A 22347-nucleotide genomic window follows, 5' to 3' on the forward strand; every position below is an offset into this window, starting at 1 on the left:
AAGTCGAACTTAGTTTCTGCCTGGATTTAGACTTTAGAGGAATTGTGTTACAAGTGTGATCGCTATACTCTAGTAGTAACAGCAAAATATTCACCTAGCTACTGCTTGGGCAACAGGAGAAGAAAATGAGAGAACACGTCAGCCAGAAAAAAACTACTACAGGCTTCTCAATTCCATCCCTGAAACACCCGATACGCGGTTTTGGTTTGGAGTCGTCGGCAATTTCACGCCAAGCGGTTCCTGAAATACAACCAATCAATAAACCAGTTACTCACGATATAAGTCGCATACCACTGCGTACCCAAGCAAAACTCTCAATTAGCCAGCCTGGAGACATTTACGAACAAGAAGCTGATAGCGTCGCACAGCAGGTAATGCAAAGAATGGCGCAACCTGTAAATCGCCAGTCTATCCAACAAGAAGCATTGCCAGAGGAAGAAGAAGAATTGCAAATGAAACCTCTGGACATTAGCACTTTGCAACGAGAAGAAGCGCCAGAAGAAGAAGAATTACAAATGAAATCTCTGGACAATAGCACACTGCAACGAGAAGAAGCGCCAGAGGATGAGGAAGAATTACAGATGAAGCCGATGGTGCAGCGTCAGGCTGAGACTGGGATGGCTGCTGCGCCAGACCTGGAAGCGTCCATTAACCAAGCCAGGGGTGGCGGACAGACGATGGCGAACAATATCCGGGAACCGATGGAACAGGCATTTGGCGCAGATTTCAGTGGGGTGAAGGTTCACACGGATGGTCAATCTGACCAGTTGAATCGGTCAATTCAGGCGCGTGCTTTCACGACAGGACAGGATGTGTTCTTTCGGCAGGGTGAATATAATCCTGGGAGTCGGGGGGGGCAGGAGTTGTTAGCGCATGAGTTGACTCATGTTGTGCAGCAGAGTGGTGGTGCAATCAGCAGCGAAGAGAAACGCGGTAAAAAATTGATAAACCTGGTGGAAAATACCGGACATGAACGGGCTAGTCCCAAGAACGGAAAAGACGGCGATCAGCCAGAAAAGTTAAAGGGTGATGACTACGCCAACAACGTGCAAAAACTCCTCAACGATCTGAACAATTTGCTACCAGGATTCACAAACGGGGAGATCAACACAGCCCTGAGTATCATCAACTCCAACCGTGCGCAATGCTCCGTCAGCACTAGCCAGGTCACAGGAGAAGACACTAACACATTAGCCTACAGCAATCTCAAGAATGCCATCGTACAACAGGTAACTGACAACCAATACTTAACACAAGAGGCCGACCGCAAGCACTTCAGAGACCAGGTTAGGAACCTAGTCTCTGTTTTGATTCCAATGATCGACCAGCTCCCTACAACTGCGGTTGATACCAGAGTTGCTAAAGTCATCGAATCAGAAAGCAAACATACACAGGATGCAAAGAAGGCTATAGATGCTGCGCTCCTCAAACTATCCGAGGAAATGAAGAAGCGTTTGAAAGAGTATTTCCAAAGTATGTTTGAAAAAAAGTTCATTTCCAAAAAGGACAATGACCCTAAAGAGCCACCACCCGGAGGCGGGACAGGAGAAGGGGTACTGGTTAACTGAGACATCGGTTTGCCCCACCCATCCAGAGCGATCGCCTGATCTTGTAAGGTGCGTTACTTCCTTAACGCACCTTATGATTGGTTCGCTGTCCTGCGGCGTGAACCACCAAATCTCTTGTCAAATATCCAAATACAAACGCCTAACGCACCCTACAGGGCTACAGCGCGATCGCCTGATATTGTCGGTTGGGTTGAGTGCGATCGCCCGACACTATAGAATAGGGTTCCCGAAAATTTAGACTTTGGGTGAATTGTGTTACAAGTGCGAACGCTGTACTCTAGATGTTAGTAATAGCAAAATATTCATCCACCTACTGCTTAGACATCAGGAGAAAAAAATGAGAGAACGCATAGGCCAGCCCAAAAAAGCTACCACTGCTTTCTTCTCAATACCTGCACTCAAACAACCGACACGTGGTTTTGGTTCAGAGTCCTCTGGTGGTTCATCCCAAGCAGTAAATGAGGTGCGATCGCAAAATAAACCTTTAATGCACGATATCAGTCGAATATCACTGCGTTCACAAACAAAACTCACGGTTAACCAGCCAGGAGATATTTACGAGCAGGAAGCTGATAGAGTAGCACAGCAAGTGATGCAGACGATGAGCGAGCCTGTAAGTAAACAGTCTGTGCAACGGGAAGCATTACCAGAGGAAGAAGAAGAATTACAAATGAAATCTCTGGCAGATACCAATATTTCGCTACAACGGGAAGCATTACCAGAGGAAGAAGAATTACAAATGAAATCTCTGGCGGATGCCAATATTTCGCTGCAACGGGAAGCATTACCAGAGGAAGAAGAAGAATTACAAATGAAATCTCTGGCAGATACTAATATTTCACTACAACGGGAAGCATTACCAGAGGAAGAAGAAGAATTACAAATGAAATCTCTGGCAGATACTAATATTTCACTACAACGGGAAGCATTACCAGAGGAAGAAGAATTACAAATGAAATCTCTGGCAGATACCAATATTTCACTACAACGGGAAGCATTACCAGAGGAAGAAGAAGAATTACAAATGAAATCTCTGGCAGATACCAATATTTCACTACAACGTCAGGGTGGTGGGGTTGCAGCCACATCTGACTTGGAAACTTCAATCCAACAAGAACGGGGAAGTGGACAGCCACTCTCAGACGATATCCGCCAACCAATGGAGCAAGCTTTTGGGACTGACTTTAGCAGTGTCAAAATCCACACAGATAGCAGCTCTGACCAACTCAACCAATCTATCCAAGCTCGTGCCTTTACTACAGGACAGGATATATTCTTCCGTCAAGGAGAATATGCTCCTGAGAGTCATGGAGGAAAGGAATTACTTGCCCATGAGTTAACTCACGTTGTCCAACAAAATGGTAGTGCGCTTGGGCGTAAATTGGTTCCTGAACAGGAGATAAAAAAAAACAAGATCCAAACCAAAGCCCTTCTTAACTCCCCTTCTGGGTATCAACCAGTAATCCAGCGTAACCCTCTTGATAAGGTTAAAAAATTCTTTTCCAAAGACAGTGGCGATAAAGATAACGGTGGCGATGAAATAGAAGAAATACAGGTGAACGGGGAGAACTGGAAAAAATATATGGAGTTAGATATCTTGACGATGCAGCCTAGCGATATCATAACGGACAGGCAATTTGGGCATAATTTATATATAAATATCAGATGGTACAACAAATCGCAGAAAAGATTGCGCCTTTTGACACCGCCACCATTGGAATATTTTGAGGAAATAACAAAGATTACGACAGACAACGGCGGCAATAGAACTACGGAAACAGAATCGCTGGATCAGTACGCAAACAGGCCAAATTCTAATACTTTCCGTAGCTACGCACTCGGAACTCAGGGCATGATTATAGATCCAGGTAAGTCGCTCACGGCAAGATTTCTTGATCCACCGCAGATCACAATCACACAAGAGTATAAATCGCGCACTGTTAAGTTCAAAATCGGGTTACGGGGGTCGCAACAGTGGCTAACTGGTGTACAGCAACTAACGTGCGAGAATAACAAGATAATAGAGCATGAGTTTATCCCAACAAGACTCAGGGCTGGCTAAGAAGCATGGCATAGTTAGTTTTATATAAACTATTAATTATCTAGCAAAAGTCCCATCAGAAATTAAAGACTCTTGAATAATGACTAATAACGCTTAAGAAGCCGATCGCTGCTGGTCAATTTGCTGTGGAATATTTTCTTGCACGAGTTGCCAAAAATGTTTGATGGGGGGAATTTGTAGACGGTCTTGAGTTGTCACCATAACTACCCGCCGAGTTAAACTGGAACCATCTGCTAAACCACTATTATTATTGCCAGCCAAGGAACGAATCGCTAGGGTAGGGTCAAGATAAGCTTCCAGTAATGCTGATTGAGGTAGCAAAGCTATCAATTTTCCTTGGCGCACGACTCCCCGGAAGGCATCTAGGGTATTTACCTCTAAAGCCGACTGGAGTGTAGCTTCCATCCGCTCAAATCTATCTTGTATTAAGCGTTGCATCCCATAACCATCTTTAAAAACTACTTGGGGATAACGAATTAGCTCCGACCAAGGGACGCATTCATATTGTGCCAGGGGATGATTGGCTGCAATTAAAACTTCTATAGGTTCGTCATAAAGTACTTCTACCACCATTTCTCTACTGGTGGTTAAAAAGCGATTATTCATCACAATTGCTAAATCTACCAATCCATCTTTAAGGACTTTCAGGGCGCGATCGCTTCCCAATGATGTCACCCGCAATTGCACATCTGGATAATCATGACAAAATTTTTGCAACACTGGTGGTAAGTAAGATCCACACAGGGAGTGAATCACGGCAATGCAAAGTTCTGGTTGCTTTCCGGCGATTAAATCAGCTAATTCTTCTGTTGCAGTCTGCCACTCTTGGCAAATTTTGCGGACGCGGGGTAACAAACGTTCACCTCCTAGCGTCAGCTTGGCATGACTAGTTCTGTGAAACAGTTCTATCCCCAAATCTGCTTCTAATGCTTGGATTTGGCGACTAATCGTCGATTGGGTAACACCAGATAGTCGCGCTGCTTGTTGAAAGCTGCCGGTTTGGGCGATCGCTAGAAAGGCTTGCAACTGCTCTAGGCGCATTTTTATGTAGCCTGAATTACATTTATCAGTTTTATAAAGTTAACGGATTTTGATCCACAATTTAGTAAAATTTGTTACAAGTTTTTTCTCTGAGCTACATTTAAGTAAATCAGATTTTACCGCCTTTGTCGTCAATTATGCGCTTTGCACCGATTTTTTCGGTAAATTTTGCAAAAAAAATAATTGACTATTTTCTGCTGAAATATATAAATTTTTAAATAATATTTTTAATGGTATCGCTCTGAGGCACTCTTGTGAGATCGCAGAAGTTGATAGTTCAGCCGTAGCTAACTATGAGTAGTTCACTTGATGTATTACGCGACAGATTATATAGTAGTTTGCAAGTGGATGAAGTAATCATATCAAAACCTTCACCCCCAAGCCCTCTTTGTGAGTTTAAAAAGGGTTTAAGGGTGAAGTACAGTTTAACCTAACTCTTATTAAAAAACGCTATCAGGTCTAAGCAAGACAAAATTTTGTACAACTTACAGATACGGCTGCGCTCGCATCAGATTTGCAAAAGATACAGAGGGCACAAACTACAGCTGTACCCTCCGAAAGTGTTGTGAATACTATTTTATGGAGCGAGAACCTGTGACTTCATCAGGATCGCGATAAGCCCGAACTTTTTCGCGATTACGCAGTCCTGCTAAACCAGCTAGACCAAGCAAACCTAGCCAACCCCAATCAAAACCGCGATCGCTAGTTCTTTCGGAAGCTGCGACGCCTGTATTTCTGTTAGTACCTGTGGCATCAGTGCCCGTGCCTGTGGAATCACTGCCTGTAGTTCCAGTTCCTGTTGTGGAATCAGTGCCTGTTGTGCCACCAGTACCTGTTGTGGAATCAGTGCCTGTACCTCCAGTACCTGTTGTGCCACCAGTACCTGTAGTTCCACCAGTACCTGTTGTGGAATCAGTGCCTGTTGTGCCATTAGTGCCTGTACCTCCAGTACCTGTTGTGCCACCAGTACCTGTAGTTCCACCAGTACCTGTTGTGGAATCAGTGCCTGTTGTGCCATTAGTGCCTGTACCTCCAGTACCTGTTGTGCCACCAGTACCTGTAGTTCCACCAGTACCTGTTGTGGAATCAGTGCCTGTACCTCCAGTACCTGTAGTTCCACCAGTACCTGTGCTTCCACCAATGCCTGTGCTTCCACCAATGCCTGTGCTTCCACCAGTGCCTGTGCTTCCACCAGTGCCTGTGCTTCCACCAATGCCTGTGCTTCCACCAGTGCCTGTGCTTCCACCAGCGCCTGTGCTTCCACCAGCGCCTGTGCTTCCACTAGAGCTTCCGCTGCCAGAGCCTCCGCTGCCGGAACCTCCACTTTGGGCAGAAACTAAAGGAGGTAAAGATACAGAAGCAAAACTGATGGCAAAGACAGTAGCTAAAACAGCTTTAGATAATTTGAAAGGCTTCATGCTTATAGTTCCTTTTTTGTTCTAGATTTTTGTGGTTGATTGATTTTCAAAAGCGATATTGTCTCGTCAATCTACTGAAAAATTAGGTAAATTCTGACATAGAAAAAATTGAGGAGTGTTTTACTTAGCTTCTTCTGGAAAATCTGAAATGATTTGAAAATACTACAACTTACTCTTCTTCAGATTAAGCAAGCAAAATAAATCATAAGTCAGTAATTAATTCATAATGATAAGAACCTACGGACAAAGTTACATGTTCGTTCAAAATAGAAATTATATATGATAACTTCTATCTATTCCATCTTTATTGGATTGGGAATTGTTTTGCTTGCTATTAGATAATATAAGTGTTAGTTTATCACCAAACTTCTACCATAAGAGTAAAACTACTTATATCGCAAGAATTAATTTGGTATTGAAGTTAAGTTAGTCTATAAGCGTAGAGCGTTTTAGAATTTGCATGTTAAATAAATCGACTTATCTAAGAAGTAGAAGCGATCACTAAGTTCAACAGGATTTTCATCTCGTAAATATAATTCCTTTATTGACATTAGTCTTTAGCTATTTGGATATAAATTCACTAAAAACTTTAAACAGCCAGATGCTGCTAGCGGTTGAGACTCTATGAACAATACTTCACAATACTATTTCACTTGAGAACTTATAACTTCATACTCTAGAAGTGTCTTACTTTAGACTTAAGGAATACTTTTATTATCAGTTAAGTAGGATGGCGTAAATAATTAAAGGTTTATAATAAGGACTTTAGTCCTCTCTTCTGTACGAGAGACTGCGGTAAAGAGATGCTACGCAATTAAAAGTTGAGACTGAAATTTACCATTCGGCTAAAGCGATCGCTATTCCTTGTTTTAAATCTGGTGTGATTGCATCATTATTTGCTAACTGTTGCAATTGTTGATGTGTGGCTTCCCCATCCAGATTTTTCAGTGCAGCGATCGCATGTAGTCTCACCAATGCGTTAGAATCGCCTAACAGCGAAATCAATGGTTCAATTGATTGCATTTCGCCTAACTGTCCTAAAGACAAGGCGATCGCACTTTTGATGCAGACAATCTCTGTGGCTGGATGCTGCGATCGTAGTATTTCCAGTAAGATTTCTGCGGCTAGTGTCGTTAACTGCGGTTTTTGGACTCGTCCCAAAACTATGACAATTTCTTGCCACACTGCTTCTGATGTACTTTGGTTCAGTGCTGTTTGCAAATATTCCAAACTCGATAACGTCCCTACCCAACTTAAAGCGCGGATGGTTTCTAATTGCAGCGTTATCGGTGTCTGGGGTGAAATCAGCAAATCAAATAAGTATTTAGCGCCATCATCACTACCAATCCGAGAAAGGGTAACTGCTGCTGCACAACAAACATCAAGGTTAAAGTCGTAAAGTTTGGGTTGCAGTCTCGTTATTAAATCTAATGCTTGGTGTAAGTCGGGACGAAAACCTAAACCAAGCACTGCTGCACGCCTGACTGTGGCGGCTGTATCATCCAAAGCTTTTAACAATACTGGTGGTACGCGTTCATCATGAAAACTGCTGAGAGCTTCAATTGCGGCGGTACGGATTGCTGCTTGTGGATCTTGGACTACACTCAACAGCGGTGTGATGGTTTCTGGTTGCCGAATACAACAAAGCGATCGCACTGCTAACAATCGTGTATTTTCATCTAATAGAAGTTCAGTTAGTGAAGTAATAGCAATAGTACCCATTTGTCCCAGTGCTGTAGCTGCGATCGCTTTGAGTTCTTCATCCTCATCATTTTTCAACAATCCAACTATTGACGCGATCGCCTCTGGGTGTTGAAATTCGCCCAAAGTCCTTACTGCATACCAGCGCAATTCGTCTTCTGCGTCTTCATCTTCTAATATTTCAATCAGAGGTGGAATGGCAATATTTCCCAAGTGAGTCAACACTTTGGTAACTTCCCAGCGTTGTTGAAAATCCCCCATCTCTAACATGGAAAGTGTTAATTTCAGGAGATATTCTCGATTTTTAACTATCTCTGGATGTTCCGAGTCTGTCCCTAAAATTAACTGTTGCAAATATTGAATTAGTGATGACCAATCAGCTGCATAATATGCTGCCTCGGCTTGCACCAAAAGCTGTTTGATGTTACTCACAATATCTTGCTTTAATTATCAATTTTCTACCTCCTGCCTCCTGCCCCCTGCCTCCACTAGGTTGGCTTGACTACAACCGAATTACCCTCAATCTTGACGGCGTAAGTTTTCAGGGGGTTTGTCGCTGGGCCTTTTTGCACTTTACCATCGGCTCCATATTCCGAACCATGACAGGGACAAGCAAATTTTTTTGTATCAGCTTTCCATTCTACAGTGCAACCTGCATGAGTACACGTAGGATCAACAGCAGTTAGATTTCCGGCTTTAGATGTGCCGACTACCAACACAGTCCCAGCAGGTGAGTTTTTTGCCAGCAATTGACCTGTTTTATCTAATTCTGCTGATGTACCTACTGTTTGCCAATCTTTAGATACTGGAGTTGTTTGAGAAGAACAAGCTGCGATCGCTACAGGTAGAGAACTTGCAATCCAGCCCAAACCTACCCAATTAATAAAATCACGACGTTTCATAGCTGCTGAAATAATATTTAAGTTTTAGCTAACATCTGTCATCTGAAATACTTTTCATTAAGCGTTTTGCGTCGTTTATTGAGTTCCTCACACGATTACCTTACATATCTCAAACTTAGAAGATGGCCAAAACACCGTTGCGGAAATATCAAGTCTGGTATTGTACCTTTGAATTTAGAATCCCTTGTTCAAGAAGCCATTTTCGGTAGGCGAGGGTTAGTCTATCGCTTGGCAGATGTATTTCTTTTTGTGAATCTAGAGAGAAATGTTGAGGACGTTGTGATTCAATTATTCGAGCATCTTGCTCGGAAATTGTGGCTTGCAATTCTAGAAAACTCGCATCAGTAACATCTTCACCAAACATTACTCCAAAAAGCAACCATAGCTGACTTTCATTCTCATCGATTGGTGTTATAGCACAGTAAATATTTTAGAGCCGTTGTGCCATAAAACTATGTCTTCAGAGAGCAGTCGCTTTGGTAAAACCGTCAAAGGTTGTAATTCTCTTGCATCTGCAACAATATGCCAATCATTCAACAAACCTTGGTTTTGTCCCATAATATATACCTTAAAGGATGTTTTGAAAATCAAGGGGTGTGGCAGAGGTATACTCTGGACAAACGCTTTACTAACCGGAGCGATCACCCAAAGGCGCAAGTACAATGTTTACATTAAAACTCGTGTAGATGTTTAGTCAACACCTTATTTAACCTCTTCATATAAATAATGAAGATAGTGAAGATAACAATTTATACGAACCTATGCCACTTCTGTAGCATTATTTAATTGTACCTTTGAATTTAGAATCCCTTGTTCAAAAAGCCATTTTCGGTAAGCGAGGGATAGTCTATCGCTTGGCAGATGTATTTCTTTTTGTGAATCTAGAGAGAAATGTTGAGGACGTTGTGATTCAATTATTCGAGCATCTTGCTCGGAAATTGTGGCTTGCAATTCTAGAAAACTCGCATCAGTAACATCTTCACCAAACATTACTCCAAAAAGCAACCATAGCTGACTTTCATTCTCATCGATTGGTGTTATAGCACAGTAAATACTGAGGTAATCATTTGTCCCTATACCATTTTGAAAATATACAACCAAAGGATGAAAAATTTCATATCGGCAAGGAAGTAAAGTTACAACAGCATCTTCATTGTTTTCGACTAAGAAATCTTTGAACCAGAACTTAAAATCCAAACAAATCCCACTACTACTTGCTTTCAATTCACCAAAAATTATTTCTGGATGATTTGATGTCGCAAATATACCATGATGAGCAAAGGGAAAATGTGCAGGGTCTATAAAATTTTCTAGTACACGAAAAGGACTTGCTTGGATTCGATAAGGACCAGATAGAATCTTACGAAAAGCTGAATCTTCCCACTGTGGAAAGTGTGGAATGTCCCGTTTTGGTGTACCCATACACACCCAAATAATTCCGTACTTCTCTTGCACATGGTAAGTTCTGATAAACGCTCTATTTGGAGGCGCGTGGTCAGGAGTCGCGGGCATTAATACGCATTTACCTTCGGTATTAAACTGTAGACCGTGATAGGGACAAGCAAGATTACCCTTTTCAATCCTTCCTAAAGTAAAGACGCGCGCCTCGATGGGGACAAAAATCTTGCCAAGCAAATATTTTAGAGCCGTTGTGCCATAAAACTATGTCTTCAGAGAGCAGCCGCTTTGGTAAAACCGTGAAAGGTTTTAATTCTCTTGCATCTGCAACAATATGCCAATCATTCAACAAAGCTTGGTTTTGTCTCATAATATACACCTTAAAGGATGTTTTGAAAGTCCAAGGGGTGTGGCAGAGGTATACTCTGGACAAACGCTTTACTAACCGGAGCGATCGCCCGGAGACGGAAGTACAGTATTTACACTAAAACTCATGTAGATGTTTGTCAACATCTTATTAACCTCTTCATATAAATAATTATGAAGATAGTGAAGATAACATTTGTGATTGAACTTACTGTGCGTGCGATCGCTATTCCTTAAGCTTTTAGATCACTGATTCGTTGACTTTGATGCAAAAAATGCATACTTTTTATACATTTTCAGCAATTTTACCAAAAAAACGTAACAATTTATACGATTTTAACAGAAATTTGCCTTTAATTTATGAGTATCGAAATTGTTACATGAACACTATCTAAACCTGCTTGACAAATTTCAAAGATGTAAATTACGACAAGTTTTCCTTAACTAATCACGGATTTGGAGTTTTGCTTTGGAATGCTCTTAAGTAAAAATAATCAGCCGTAAGCAAATATTAAGTTTTTATTCCCTAACCCTCGTAGATACAACATCTGATGCAACTACGGGTTGGTTGATGTTGGGCAATTATCACCATATTCAGTAATTTGCAACGAGATTCAGCCTTATGACAGACACAGCAACTACCACTAATCTCAATAAGTTTGAGAAATTAAAAGCAGAAAAAGATGGACTCGCTATCAAGAGTGAGATAGAGAAATTTGCCGCCTTGGGTTGGGAGGCGATGAACGAAACAGATCGCGATCATCGACTCAAATGGGTAGGCGTGTTTTTTCGCCCAGTCACCCCAGGCAAGTTTATGATGCGGTTGCGGATGCCTAACGGTATTCTTACCAGCAGCCAGATGCGTGTTTTGGCCCAAGTAGTGCAGCGTTACGGAGATGATGGTTGCGCTGATATTACTACCAGACAGAATATTCAATTACGGGGGATTAGGATTGAAGATTTACCAGATATCTTTAATAGATTTCACGCAGTTGGTTTAACCAGCGTTCAGTCAGGGATGGATAACGTTCGCAATATTACAGGCGATCCCGTGGCGGGGTTGGATGCAGATGAGTTGTACGACACGCGAGAGTTGGTACAGCAAATTCAGGATATGCTCACCAACAAAGGAGAAGGAAATCCAGAGTTTAGCAACTTACCACGGAAGTTTAACATTGCGATCGCAGGTGGACGAGACAATTCAGTTCATGCTGAAATTAACGATTTAGCTTTTGTGCCAGCATTTAAGGAAGCAGGGGAGCAGGGGAGCAGGGAAGCAGAGGAGCAAAATTTCCCCTCTGCGCCTTTGCCCCTCTGCCCCTCTGCCCATTCCCACGACAAAATTTTCGGGTTTAACGTTTTAGTAGGTGGCTTTTTCTCAGCAAAACGTTGTGAGGCGGCGATTCCTCTGAATGCTTGGGTGGCTCCAGAAGATGTAGTAGCTGTATGTAGAGCGGTTTTGGAAGTATTTCGCGATTGTGGCTTACGCGCTAATCGACAAAAATCGCGCTTGATGTGGCTAATCGATGAATGGGGTTTAGATAAATTTCGAGCAGAAGTAGAAAGCCGTTTGGGTAAATCATTAATATCCGCAGCAGCAAAAGACGAAATCGACTGGGAAAAACGCGACCATATCGGGGTATATAAACAAAAACAAGCAGGATTAAATTACGCAGGTTTAAACATTCCTGTCGGTCGGTTGTATGCCGAAGATATGTTTGAAATCGCTCGTCTAGCAGAAGTTTACGGCACTGGCGAAATTCGTTTTACAGTTGAGCAAAACATTGTTATACCCAATATTGCTGACTCACGTTTAGCAACATTTTTAACAGAAACGTTGCTAGAAAGATTTTCGATTAACCCTGGTTTGCTGACGCGATCGCTAGTATCTTGCACAGGCGCACAATTTTGCAACTTTGCCCTCATCGAAACCAAAAACCGCGCCCTGGCAATGATAAAAGCCTTAGAAGAAGAGTTAACCTTCACTAATCCAGTGCGAATTCACTGGACAGGTTGCCCCAACTCCTGCGGACAACCCCAAGTTGCAGACATCGGCTTGATGGGAACTAAAACTCGTAAAAATGGCAAAACCCTCGAAGGCGTTGACATATATATGGGTGGCAAAGTCGGCAAAGATGCCCATTTGGGAACTTGCGTCACCAAAGGCATACCATGCGAAGACTTGCAACCAATATTACAAGACTTACTCATCAAAAACTTTGGGGCAAAACTCAAGCAAGAAGTTCTATTAGTTAGTAACTGCTAGTTGAGCATTGGGCATTGGGCATTGGGCATTGGGCATTGGGCATTGGGCATTGGGCAAGACTCATACTTCAAGCTTAAAGGCTCAATCTCCGAGTTCAAAGGTGCAACTTCCGAGTTCAAAGGTGCAACTTCCGAGTTCAAAGGTGCAACTTCCGAGTTCAAAGGTGCAACTTCCGAGTTCAAAGGTGCAACTTCCGAGTTCAAAGGTGCAACTTCCGAGTTCAAAGGTGCAACTTCCGAGTTCAAAGGTGCAACCTCCGAGTTCAAAGGTGCAACTTCCGAGTTCAAAGGTGCAACCTCCGAGTTCAAAGGCTCAACCTCCGAGTTCAAAGGCTCAACCTCCGAGTTCAAAGGCTCAACTGTTAACCTCGAAGCCTCATCTTCCCCTACCTCTTCTCCATATTTTATTCAATTAGAAAGATTGGAATGCTTAAAAACTTATTTTCATTTAGCGATCGCTACCGCATCTTACATCAGACTTGGTTTGCTTTCTTTCTCACCTTTGTTTGTTGGTTTAACTTTGCTCCTTTCGCTACAACCATTGGCAGAGAACTACATCTAGCACCAGAGCAAATTAAAACTTTAGGCATCTGTAACCTTGCTCTCACAATTCCCGCACGGCTAATTATTGGGATGCTTCTGGATCGTTTTGGCCCCAGAATCACCTACTCAATCCTGCTGATGTTTGCGGTTATTCCCTGTTTGGCGACGGCGCTAGCGCAAGATTTTAATCAACTAGCCATCAGTCGTTTGTTGATGGGAATTGTCGGATCTGGGTTTGTTGTAGGTATCCGCATGGTAGCCGAATGGTTCCAGCCAAAGGAGATGGGAATTGCCCAAGGTATTTATGGCGGTTGGGGAAACTTTGGGGCTTTTGGCGCAGAATTTGCCTTGCCGATGATTGCAGTTTTTACGAGCTTTTTCGCTGGTGGTGCTTCTAACTGGCGGTTTGCGATCGCATTTACAGGAATCATTGCAGCCATCTACGGCGTAATTTATTACAACAGCGTCCAAGATACACCCACTGGCAAAGTCTACAAGAAACCTAAAAAGAATGGTTCTCTGGAAGTGACTAGTGTCAAAAGCTTCTGGGCGATGATTGTCTCGAATTTTGGTTTGATTTTCGCTCTAGGTTTATTAGCTTGGCGCTTGGAACAAAAGAACATTCACTTCCTAACTCTGAGTCAAATGTATTTGACTTGGTTGCTATTAGCAGGATTGTTTATTTACCAAAGTTATAAAGCTTGGGAAGTAAATCGAGAACTCTTAATTGGTAAGAAAACTTACGCTGCATCTGAACGCTTTCAATTTGGTCAAGTAGCGTTACTCGAATTCACTTACATAATTAGCTTTGGCAGCGAACTAGCAGTTGTTTCCATGCTTCCGGCATTTTTTGAAAAAACCTTTGTTTTAGAGCCTGTTGTTTCCATGCTCCCGGAATTTTTTGAAAAAACCATTGTTTCAGAGCATGTTATAGCTGGGATGATTGCCGCTACCTATCCTTTTTTAAATTTGATTTCTCGTCCTAGTGGTGGCTTAATTTCTGATAAATTCGGCTCACGTAAATGGACAATGACAATTATCAGTGCCGGCATTGGTGTTGGCTATTTGATGGCACATTTTATTAATAGTAACTGGCCGATTCCGCTAGCGATCGCAGTTACAATGTTTGCCGCCTACTTTGCCCAAGCTGGCTGCGGTGCAACCTATAGCATCGTACCCCTAATTAAGAAAGAAGCCACTGGACAAATTGCCGGTAACGTGGGAGCTTACGGGAATTTTGGTGGCGTAGTTTACCTGACAATTTTCAGCTTAACCGATGCTCCAACACTATTTTCCACAATGGGTTTAGCTGCACTAGTCTGCGCTTTTATGTGTGCCTTTTTCCTCAAAGAACCAAAAGGTTCCTTTGCCGCTGCTTATGAAGGTGAATTACCAGAAACCGCAACTAAAACCCCTATCTTCTTAGCTGAAGAATAGACCTGTCTTGAAAATAGAAAGTAGGCAGTAAGGCAAATAAATTCTCATAGTTCGTAGTAAGGCTTTAAACCTTGTTTTCTAAGCAATAAAGCGCTTACTACAAACCCTAAAAACTAGCTTAACAAAGTACTAAATACGGTTTTGTCTAAGTTCGTAGCGAATGGACTCAAATAAACTTTCCGCTCCTTTGCGCTATACTCTGCGCCCCTACCCTGCGGGAAGGCGAAGCGCCTATGCATTTAAATTTCAACCCTCAATTCACCACGATTTTACGCAAAGCTGTACTAAGTTACGCTTCTCAACCTGTCGCTACATCTGAGGTTACAAAATCAAAATAACAAAATGGTACAACTGCCATGAGTGAATTTACCAAAACTCTTTGTCCCTACTGTGGTGTTGGCTGTGGACTAGAAGTTTCACCTCCAGCCCAACTGGGCAAAGCAACTAGTCGAGATAGCCAAGGAAATCCAACTTGGCGGGTGCGGGGTGATAAAGCCCATCCATCCAGCCAGGGTATGGTTTGCGTCAAAGGTGCAACGATCGCAGAATCTTTAGATAAAAATAGATTACATTACCCAATGGTGCGAGACTCCTTAGATCAAGAGTTTCGCCGCGTTAGTTGGGATGAAGCTTTCGATCTGATCGCCAAGCGCATTCAAAATGTCCGCTTCACCCAAGGGCCAGAAGCCTTATGTATGTATGGTTCCGGTCAGTTTCAAACCGAGGATTATTACATAGCCCAAAAACTGATGAAAGGCTGTCTGGGTACTAATAATTTTGATGCCAACTCTCGCTTATGTATGTCTAGTGCTGTAGCTGGGTACATTCAAAGCTTTGGTTCAGATGGGCCTCCATGCTGTTACGATGACTTGGAGTTAACCGACTGTGCATTTTTAATTGGTACTAATACAGCCGAATGTCACCCCATCGTTTTCAATCGACTGGAAAAATATCACAAAAAGAACCGCAAAGTCAAAATGATTGTGGTTGATCCCCGTCGTACACCAACCGCAGAAGCCGCTGATTTGCATTTAGCTATTCGTCCCGGTACAGATATCGACTTGTTAAACGGCATCGCTCACTTGTTGATGCGCTGGAATTACATTGATACGATGTTCATGGACGATTGCACCAGTAACTTTCCCGCTTATGCTGAGGTGATTCGCCACTATCCGCCAGAAGTGGTAGCTCGTCAATGTGGAATCAGCATTGAAGATTTAGAAACAGCAGCCCGCTTATGGGGTCAATCTGAGCGAGTACTGTCTTTGTGGTCAATGGGTGTGAATCAATCCTCAGAAGGGACGGCTAAGGTAAGAACGATTATTAACCTGCACCTGATGACTGGACAGATTGGCAAACCTGGGGCTGGCCCTTTTTCCCTCACTGGTCAGCCGAACGCGATGGGAGGACGGGAAGCCGGAGGTTTGGCGCATTTATTACCCGGTTATCGGACGGTGAAAGATCCTCAGCACTGTGCAGAAGTTGAAGAGTTTTGGGGACTCAAGCCAAGGCAAATTTCGCCCAATCCTGGTTTGACTGCTTGGGACATGATTACTGGGTTGGAAAATGATGCTGTAGAGTTACTGTGGATTGCAGCTACCAACCCAGCTGTGAGTATGCCAGATTTAGAGCGGACTAAGAAGGCATTGTTGCGATCGCCTTTCACTATTTACCAAGACGCATATTATCCTACAGAAACCTCTGCTTATGCTCATGTTCTGCTACCAGCAGCCCAGTGGGGTGAAAAAACTGGTGTGATGACAAACTCCGAACGGATGGTAACTCTGTGTCAAGCATTTCGCCAACCGCCAAGAGAAGCTAAAGCCGATTGGGAAATTTTTGCCGAAGTTGGACGTAGATTAGGTTTTGAGAGAGAATTTGCCTTTGCTAACTCTGCTGAAGTTTACGCTGAGTTTGTCAAACTAACTAAAAATCGCCCCTGCGATATGACACGTATCAGTCACGCGCAATTGCAAGCAGAAGGCCCGACTCAATGGCCTCATCCAGAAGAGAGCAGGGGGAGCAGAGGAGCTGGCGTTGCAGGGGGAGAAGCATCTGCCAATCGCTCTGAGAAAAGACTATACACTAACTTGCGCTTCCACACCCCTGATGGACGCGCTCGATTTGGGGCATATTACTCTAAAGGATTGGCAGAACCACCAGACCCAGATTATCCGTTTGTCCTAACTAATGGAAGACTTTACGGACACTGGCATACGCAGACACGTACCGGTCGAATTGAAAAAATTTGCAAAATGCATCCCGAACCGTTTATCGAAATTCATCCCCGTGATGCTGCTCGGTTAGGTATTGTCGATTGTATGGGTGTGGAAGTGCGATCGCGTCGGGGTAAAGCGAAGTTTCCTGCTAAAGTGACAAAAGCGATCGCGCCTGGTACAGTTTTTGTCCCTATGCACTGGGGTTCGCTGTGGGCAGATAATGCCGAAGCCAACGCCCTCACCCATCCAGAATCTTGCCCCGATTCGCTGCAACCAGAATTAAAAGCCTGTGCTGTGCAGTTGATACCAATTTCGGTGGAAGTTCCCATCAAAGATTATCAACTCCAGTCTTCACAATCGTAAGCTGCAAAGTATAGCTCGAAAATGGTAATTTATAACCAGCAATAGGTAATTTCGTCAATAATCAATAGTCAATAGTTATTATCATTTTTTATAACTCTCTAATTTTGACTGTTACCAATTACTATATCTAAAGGGGTAAAATTCTAGCAATTAGAGGCTTTTCTAAAGTTCATTTTATCTATGGATAAAGAATAAAACAAAGATAGAAAACTTACAAAGCATCAGCAAGTAATTTTTTTAAATCCTCTAGATTTATCTATGGGATTTTCTTTTATTTAAAAATCAGGTGCAGCAGATGAAAAAGTTACTGAGGGAAATTTTAGGGGCTACCAAAGATGAGAATTTCATGCACGTCATTGAAAACATAGAAGTGCTAGTTTCTAAAGTTCTATCTATTTTTATGGTAGTCGTAATTTTGGTAGCGATCGGAGATTTAGGACTATTTATTTTTAAAGAGTTATTTACAACCCCTTACGCAAAGTTTAATACAACATTATATAAAATATTTGGGCTATTTTTGAATATTTTAATTGCTTTAGAAATTTTAGAAAATATTACAGCATATTTACGAAGACACGTTTTTCAAGTTGAATTAGTTATTGTTACTTCTTTAATTGCTGTTGCGAGAAAAATTATTATTCTTGATTTAGAAAAAATTGAAGGTATTGATATAATTGGTCTAGGTATAGCTATTCTTGCCTTATCAATTAGTTATTTGATAATTCGTCTCAGTAATTCCAAAAATGCAAGTTAATTGAAGGAGGCAGTATTTCGAGTACGCTCAATAAGCAGGCATAAGGCAACAGTATAAACTAATTTTAAATACTTTATTATGACAGATTTCTTTGAATTTGAAGCAGACTTTGTTGATTCCCTGCGCTGCATTCCCATGCAAGTGCGTTGCAAATTAGATACCTGTGGCATCAAGCTAAAATTGCCTGATTGGAATCAAATGACGACAGATGAGCGTCAAGCTTTAGTCAAATTACCTTGCACTACAAAAACGGAAATTCAGTCTTACCGCGAGTATATCGAGCAATTAATCATACAACGCACAGGTATACCAACTACAAAATTGCCCATTGAGCCTCATCCTGCATGGCTAGACTCTGCCACAGTACCAGCTAGCCTTCAGGAAAAAGCTCAAGAAATAGGTGTAACCCTAACACAGCAAAACTGGGCAGCTTTAACGCCCTTACAGCGTTTTGCTTTGATTAAACTCAGTCAGCCAGGACATGAAAACAAAAATTTTAACAGAGCGATTGCAGAATTTCACCTGTTTTAATTAGACAATAGTCTTTCAAAGAAAAAATCTACAGAGCGATGGCTACGCCCGGCGCAGGCATCGCAAAGCTTTTTGGTCTACTGTATCTATTAACTCCCTTAGTACACGTCACCATTAATAGGGGTTGAAAATACTAACTCTTTGTTGGGTTTTGCTCTGCTTAACCCAACAAACGCAGGGATGTTGGGTTTCGTTCCTCAAACGCCACTTGCTTTAAGCCGGGAAACCCGTCCAACGCAGTGGCTCCCCAACCTACAGAAAATCGAATTCCAAACCTTTTTTATGGTGAGCTGTACTTAGTGAAAAAAATTTGAGAATTATTTGCAATTGCTGAGTCATTTCCTGTAATGTTTATTCTCAAGTAGCTGACTGCAAATCTCAGCAAATAACAGCTATTTGCTGCTTTTTTGAGAGTAGTGGTGAGTGGAGAGTAGGTGTTGGGGTACTACATAGTGTTAAAACAGACATTGAAGATTGTTTTGGTGACAAGCTCTATTTGGTTCTGCGTTGCAATAAGTGCAACTGCTGCTGAAATAAACAAACAAGCACAGGATAAATCTGTTGCATCGGTATTACGCAATTCTAGAACGATTAGAGAGATTCCAAGACTCAATAAAATAGAACCGACTAACACTAGCGCTCAAGAACTAGTACAGTCGCCAGCACCACAAACAGTACCTACCTCAGAAATTGTGCCAGTGACGGCAGTTAAGGCGAATCCCACTAAGCAGGGTTTAGAAGTGATTTTACAAACCTCCCTTGGTGAAAAATTGCAAGTGGTGAATCGCAGTTCTGGCAATAACTTTATTGCTGATATTCCCAACGCGCAACTGCGCTTACCTTCAGGTGAAGCATTTACATTTCGTTCAGAGCAGCCAGTTGCAGGTATTACCGAGATAACGGTAGCAAACTTGGATGTTAATACTATTCGAGTGACGGTGATTGGTGAGGCGAATGTACCGACTGTAGAGTTGTTTGACAGTCCTGACGAGGGTTTGATTCTTAGTGTTCCTAGCGCAGCACCTTCCACACAAGCACAGCAGCAACCTCAAACGCCACAACAGTCAGAAACTCAGACACAGCCAAGTCAACCCTCCTCTGAGGGTGATGAACCGATTGAACTTGTGGTTACAGGCGAACAAGATGGATACACTGTGCCAGAAGCATCAACTGCAACTAGGACTGATACACCTTTACGTGATATTCCCCAGTCGATTCAGGTAGTTCCCCAACAGGTGATCAAGGATCAGGGAATCACGCGGATTAATGATGCTGTTCGTAATGTATCAGGTACAAGCCTTGGAACGGGCTATGGCAATTCCGAAAACGGTGTCAACATTCGTGGCTTTAATGCCAACTCTTTAAAAGATGGATTTGCCACTACGTCTATCTTCACCAATGCCACCAATATTGAGCAGGTAGAGGTACTCAAAGGTCCGGCTTCAGTGCTATATGGAGAGGTGGAACCGGGTGGAGTGATCAATTATGTCACGAAAAAACCTTTGAGCAATCCCTATTATGCTGCTAATTTCACTGCTGGAAGCTACAACTATTACAATGGGGCGATTGATTTGTCTGGGCCGCTGACGACCGATAAAAATTTATTGTATCGGTTGAATGTTTCTTACGAGGATTCCGATAGCTTTCGGGATTTAATTTTCAACAAGGTTTTCTTTATCTCTCCTGCGTTTACCTACAAAATCAGCGATACAACAACCCTAGATTTCGCCTATGAGTATCAAAAATTTGACTCCAACTTTGATCGCGGCTTTCCTAACGACCCTAGATCGTTTAATCTGCCGATCAATCTTTCTTTAAATGATTACAATAATGCTGATCAAAACACTGAAAGCCATCAAATCGATTTAACGCTCAACCATCAGTTTAATGATCATCTCCGACTCAGGAGTCGGTTTGAGGCGAAGTTTGAACATTATTACAGTAGTGTGGTCAATGAGTATGCTTTTGCTGAAGATGGTGAAACGGTGTTGCGAGGCTTCTACGGTGGTGATCAATATTCTACCGACCTTGTGCTGCAAACTGATTTAATTGCTAAATTTCAAACCGGTTCCATAGAGCATCAGCTGCTGGCAGGATTGGAATGGAAACCAAGTTTCCTTAAAAACTACGACTTTTCCTCTCCTGGTGATGCGTATCCGTCGATAAACATTTACAATCCAGTCTATGGCTTTCCCTTTCCTGCGGTTAGTACGTCAAGTCGTAACAGTAGAAATGATACTGTCGGAATTGCCTTGCAAGACCAGGTGACATTGCTGCCAAATCTCAAGTTGCTTGCAGGCGGTAGATATGACTTTATCAGCACAGACAGTGACAGTATTGCTGACATCAGTATTCCTAGCGAACCGCAAAACTCCGCATCTGACTCCCAAGCCTTTTCACCGCGTGTGGGCATTGTTTATCAACCAATCGAACCTATCTCTTTGTACGTCAGCTACAGTCGCTCCTTTACACCCAACTTAGGAACTCAAAAAGCAGACCTGACGCAAATAGAGCCGAGTCGTGGTACACAGTATGAAGTTGGTGTCAAAGCCGAGCTTTTTGATGGACGGCTGATATCATCACTAGCAGCCTATGACATTGCCAAAACAAACATCCCTACCACAGACCCTGATAATCGTCAATACTCAATCGCCGTCGGAGAAGTCAAAAGCCGAGGAATTGAATTCGATATTGCCGGGCAAATCTCACCTGGTTGGAAAGTCATTGCTTCTGCGTACCTCAATGATGCCTATACTAGCAAAGACAGCGATCTGACACTCATAGGCAAAGCTTTCCCAGGTGTTCCTAGTCAGGGTGCAAGTCTGTGGACAACCTACGAGATTCAAAAGGGGAGTTTGAAAGGGTTACAGTTTGGAGGAGGCATATTTTATGTGGGCGATCGGGTTAATGATTTCTATGACCCGATTATTACCCTTCCTTCCTATGTCAGAACTGATGCTGTCATTTCTTATAAACGTGATAATTGGCGAGCTGCACTCAATTTCAAGAACATCTTTAATGTTAGATATTACGAAACCAATTGGCCTCTTATCTTCCCCCAAGCACCATTTACCTTACAGGGTACAATTTCTGTGGAATTTTGACCCCACCTTAGCCCTCTGAACAAGTGTAGGTTTCTAGATTTCCTGTTTTGATTGACGCTCTGACGCAAAGCACGCGCTTAAAGATTTCGGAACGAAAAAATAGGCTTTTTTCCATTAAATGTGAAAAACCTACACCGATCAGATCCTAGCCTTCACGCTACTTGCTACAACGGGGGGAACTCCCGCAACGCAGTGGCTCCCCAATCCATTAGGGAGGAAACAAGATTCTTCCTCCCGCCTTTCCTTGGAAAGATGAGGGGGTAAAATTTAAACCCACTATTTTAACTGGTTTATCAAGCCTGAGCTTGTGCAAAGGAGCGTCTACCTTGAATTATAAAAAACTACGTAACATTGTATTTACTGTGCATCGCATCCTGGGTTTTGCGATCGCATCAATTGCCATCTTGGTTGGCATAACTGGGAGCATGATCGTTTTCCAGCGCGAAATCAACGAGTTTCAACTGCATCAACAGTTTGGTGCTATCTTCCCCAAAGGCGATCGCTTATCGTTGGAAAACATCCTAGATATTGTCAAAGCTGCCTATACCAATCAACCAGAAATGGGATTCCAAAGAGTTTATTTCCCAACTAAACCGGACGATCTCTTTAATGTCGTCATCCTGAAGGGGTGACAAGGAGGCGGAAGCATGAGAAATAGTGGAGTGTAGCGATTTT

18 protein-coding genes and 2 pseudogenes are annotated in these 22347 nt (G+C 42.6%); 11 read left to right on the top strand and 9 right to left on the bottom strand.

Annotated features, from left to right (window positions below; all coding sequences use genetic code 11):
* Positions 1 to 125 precede the first annotated feature (125 nt).
* The 3 genes from HWQ58_RS13450 (at position 126) to HWQ58_RS13460 (ending at position 3630) form a co-directional block, all read left to right on the top strand.
* Complete coding sequence (locus HWQ58_RS13450) at positions 126 to 1568, top strand: DUF4157 domain-containing protein (protein ID WP_292862943.1); 1443 nt, start codon at positions 126 to 128, stop codon at positions 1566 to 1568.
* Between the two features lie 48 nt (positions 1569 to 1616).
* Positions 1617 to 1784 carry a hypothetical protein gene (locus HWQ58_RS13455; protein WP_292862945.1) on the top strand — a complete coding sequence of 56 codons (168 nt, stop codon included), beginning with the start codon at positions 1617 to 1619 and terminating at the stop codon, positions 1782 to 1784.
* Between the two features lie 121 nt (positions 1785 to 1905).
* Positions 1906 to 3630 (top strand): DUF4157 domain-containing protein, encoded by a 1725-nt coding sequence (locus tag HWQ58_RS13460; RefSeq protein ID WP_292862948.1) that lies wholly within the window; start codon positions 1906 to 1908, stop codon positions 3628 to 3630.
* Between the two features lie 93 nt (positions 3631 to 3723).
* Here the strand turns inward: HWQ58_RS13460 and HWQ58_RS13465 are convergent, their stop codons facing one another.
* The 9 genes and pseudogenes from HWQ58_RS13465 to HWQ58_RS13500 form a co-directional block, all read right to left on the bottom strand.
* The gene (locus tag HWQ58_RS13465; RefSeq protein WP_292862951.1) at positions 3724 to 4671 is read right to left on the bottom strand and encodes a LysR family transcriptional regulator; all 948 of its coding nucleotides are present in this window, start codon (positions 4669 to 4671) and stop codon (positions 3724 to 3726) included.
* A 572-nt stretch (positions 4672 to 5243) separates the two neighbouring features.
* A pseudogene (locus tag HWQ58_RS13470) lies at positions 5244 to 5372 on the bottom strand (WGxxGxxG family protein); the annotation flags it as partial.
* Positions 5373 to 6923: 1551 nt separating this feature from the next.
* Complete coding sequence (locus HWQ58_RS13475; RefSeq protein ID WP_292862991.1) at positions 6924 to 8225, bottom strand: HEAT repeat domain-containing protein; 1302 nt, start codon at positions 8223 to 8225, stop codon at positions 6924 to 6926.
* A gap of 53 nt (positions 8226 to 8278) precedes the next feature.
* Entirely contained in the window at positions 8279 to 8692 is a 414-nt protein-coding gene (locus HWQ58_RS13480) for a ubiquinol-cytochrome c reductase iron-sulfur subunit (RefSeq protein WP_292862954.1), read from the bottom strand.
* A 148-nt stretch (positions 8693 to 8840) separates the two neighbouring features.
* A complete protein-coding gene (locus HWQ58_RS13485) occupies positions 8841 to 9056 on the bottom strand; it encodes a hypothetical protein (RefSeq protein ID WP_292862957.1) in 216 nt (71 codons plus the stop codon).
* 47 nt (positions 9057 to 9103) lie between these two features.
* Positions 9104 to 9250 (bottom strand): hypothetical protein, encoded by a 147-nt coding sequence (locus HWQ58_RS13490; RefSeq protein ID WP_292862959.1) that lies wholly within the window; start codon positions 9248 to 9250, stop codon positions 9104 to 9106.
* Between the two features lie 201 nt (positions 9251 to 9451).
* On the bottom strand, positions 9452 to 10114 hold the full coding sequence (locus HWQ58_RS13495; protein ID WP_292862961.1) for a hypothetical protein: 663 nt from the start codon (positions 10112 to 10114) through the stop codon (positions 9452 to 9454).
* A 117-nt stretch (positions 10115 to 10231) separates the two neighbouring features.
* A pseudogene (locus HWQ58_RS38445) lies at positions 10232 to 10303 on the bottom strand (hypothetical protein); the annotation flags it as partial.
* Positions 10269 to 10460, bottom strand: coding sequence for a Rieske (2Fe-2S) protein (locus HWQ58_RS13500; RefSeq protein ID WP_292862964.1), 192 nt, complete (start codon positions 10458 to 10460; stop codon positions 10269 to 10271). The pseudogene HWQ58_RS38445 and the gene HWQ58_RS13500, both read right to left, overlap by 35 nt.
* Positions 10461 to 11078: 618 nt before the next feature.
* Between HWQ58_RS13500 and HWQ58_RS13505 the strand changes: the two genes are divergently transcribed.
* The 8 genes from HWQ58_RS13505 to HWQ58_RS13540 all read left to right on the top strand — a co-directional run bounded on the left by HWQ58_RS13505 (position 11079) and on the right by HWQ58_RS13540 (position 22304).
* The gene (locus tag HWQ58_RS13505; protein WP_292862967.1) at positions 11079 to 12722 is read left to right on the top strand and encodes a ferredoxin--nitrite reductase; all 1644 of its coding nucleotides are present in this window, start codon (positions 11079 to 11081) and stop codon (positions 12720 to 12722) included.
* Positions 12723 to 13283, top strand: coding sequence for a hypothetical protein (locus HWQ58_RS13510; RefSeq protein WP_292862970.1), 561 nt, complete (start codon positions 12723 to 12725; stop codon positions 13281 to 13283).
* Positions 13187 to 14701 (top strand): MFS transporter, encoded by a 1515-nt coding sequence (locus HWQ58_RS13515; protein ID WP_292862994.1) that lies wholly within the window; start codon positions 13187 to 13189, stop codon positions 14699 to 14701. Before HWQ58_RS13510 ends, HWQ58_RS13515 begins: the two co-directional genes overlap by 97 nt.
* Positions 14702 to 15057: 356 nt before the next feature.
* Positions 15058 to 17283 carry a molybdopterin oxidoreductase family protein gene (locus HWQ58_RS13520; protein ID WP_292862974.1) on the top strand — a complete coding sequence of 742 codons (2226 nt, stop codon included), beginning with the start codon at positions 15058 to 15060 and terminating at the stop codon, positions 17281 to 17283.
* 295 nt (positions 17284 to 17578) lie between these two features.
* The gene (locus tag HWQ58_RS13525; RefSeq protein ID WP_292862977.1) at positions 17579 to 18037 is read left to right on the top strand and encodes a phosphate-starvation-inducible PsiE family protein; all 459 of its coding nucleotides are present in this window, start codon (positions 17579 to 17581) and stop codon (positions 18035 to 18037) included.
* 78 nt (positions 18038 to 18115) lie between these two features.
* The gene (locus HWQ58_RS13530; RefSeq protein WP_292862979.1) at positions 18116 to 18568 is read left to right on the top strand and encodes a nitrate reductase associated protein; all 453 of its coding nucleotides are present in this window, start codon (positions 18116 to 18118) and stop codon (positions 18566 to 18568) included.
* Positions 18569 to 19050: 482 nt separating this feature from the next.
* Positions 19051 to 21672, top strand: a complete 2622-nt coding sequence (locus tag HWQ58_RS13535) for a TonB-dependent siderophore receptor (RefSeq protein ID WP_292862982.1) — start codon at positions 19051 to 19053, stop codon at positions 21670 to 21672.
* A gap of 326 nt (positions 21673 to 21998) precedes the next feature.
* Positions 21999 to 22304, top strand: coding sequence for a hypothetical protein (locus tag HWQ58_RS13540; RefSeq protein ID WP_292862985.1), 306 nt, complete (start codon positions 21999 to 22001; stop codon positions 22302 to 22304).
* Positions 22305 to 22347 lie beyond the last annotated feature (43 nt).

The sequence above is a fragment of the Nostoc sp. LPT genome (assembly GCF_017115165.1).
Classification (GTDB): Bacteria; Cyanobacteriota; Cyanobacteriia; order Cyanobacteriales; family Nostocaceae; genus Nostoc.

Excerpts from the sequence above, each read along its gene's own strand:
- HWQ58_RS13500 (WP_292862964.1), bottom strand. The coding sequence starts at position 10,460 with ATGAGACAAAACCAAGCTTTGTTGAATGATTGGCATATTGTTGCAGAT.
- HWQ58_RS13495 (WP_292862961.1), bottom strand. The coding sequence starts at position 10,114 with ATGGGTACACCAAAACGGGACATTCCACACTTTCCACAGTGGGAAGAT.
- HWQ58_RS13490 (WP_292862959.1), bottom strand. The coding sequence starts at position 9,250 with ATGGGACAAAACCAAGGTTTGTTGAATGATTGGCATATTGTTGCAGAT.
- HWQ58_RS13505 (WP_292862967.1), top strand. The coding sequence starts at position 11,079 with ATGACAGACACAGCAACTACCACTAATCTCAATAAGTTTGAGAAATTA.
- HWQ58_RS13460 (WP_292862948.1), top strand. The coding sequence starts at position 1,906 with ATGAGAGAACGCATAGGCCAGCCCAAAAAAGCTACCACTGCTTTCTTC.
- HWQ58_RS13530 (WP_292862979.1), top strand. The coding sequence starts at position 18,116 with ATGACAGATTTCTTTGAATTTGAAGCAGACTTTGTTGATTCCCTGCGC.
- HWQ58_RS13480 (WP_292862954.1), bottom strand. The coding sequence starts at position 8,692 with ATGAAACGTCGTGATTTTATTAATTGGGTAGGTTTGGGCTGGATTGCA.
- HWQ58_RS13485 (WP_292862957.1), bottom strand. The coding sequence starts at position 9,056 with ATGTTTGGTGAAGATGTTACTGATGCGAGTTTTCTAGAATTGCAAGCC.
- HWQ58_RS13465 (WP_292862951.1), bottom strand. The coding sequence starts at position 4,671 with ATGCGCCTAGAGCAGTTGCAAGCCTTTCTAGCGATCGCCCAAACCGGC.
- HWQ58_RS13520 (WP_292862974.1), top strand. The coding sequence starts at position 15,058 with ATGAGTGAATTTACCAAAACTCTTTGTCCCTACTGTGGTGTTGGCTGT.
- HWQ58_RS13450 (WP_292862943.1), top strand. The coding sequence starts at position 126 with ATGAGAGAACACGTCAGCCAGAAAAAAACTACTACAGGCTTCTCAATT.
- HWQ58_RS13525 (WP_292862977.1), top strand. The coding sequence starts at position 17,579 with ATGAAAAAGTTACTGAGGGAAATTTTAGGGGCTACCAAAGATGAGAAT.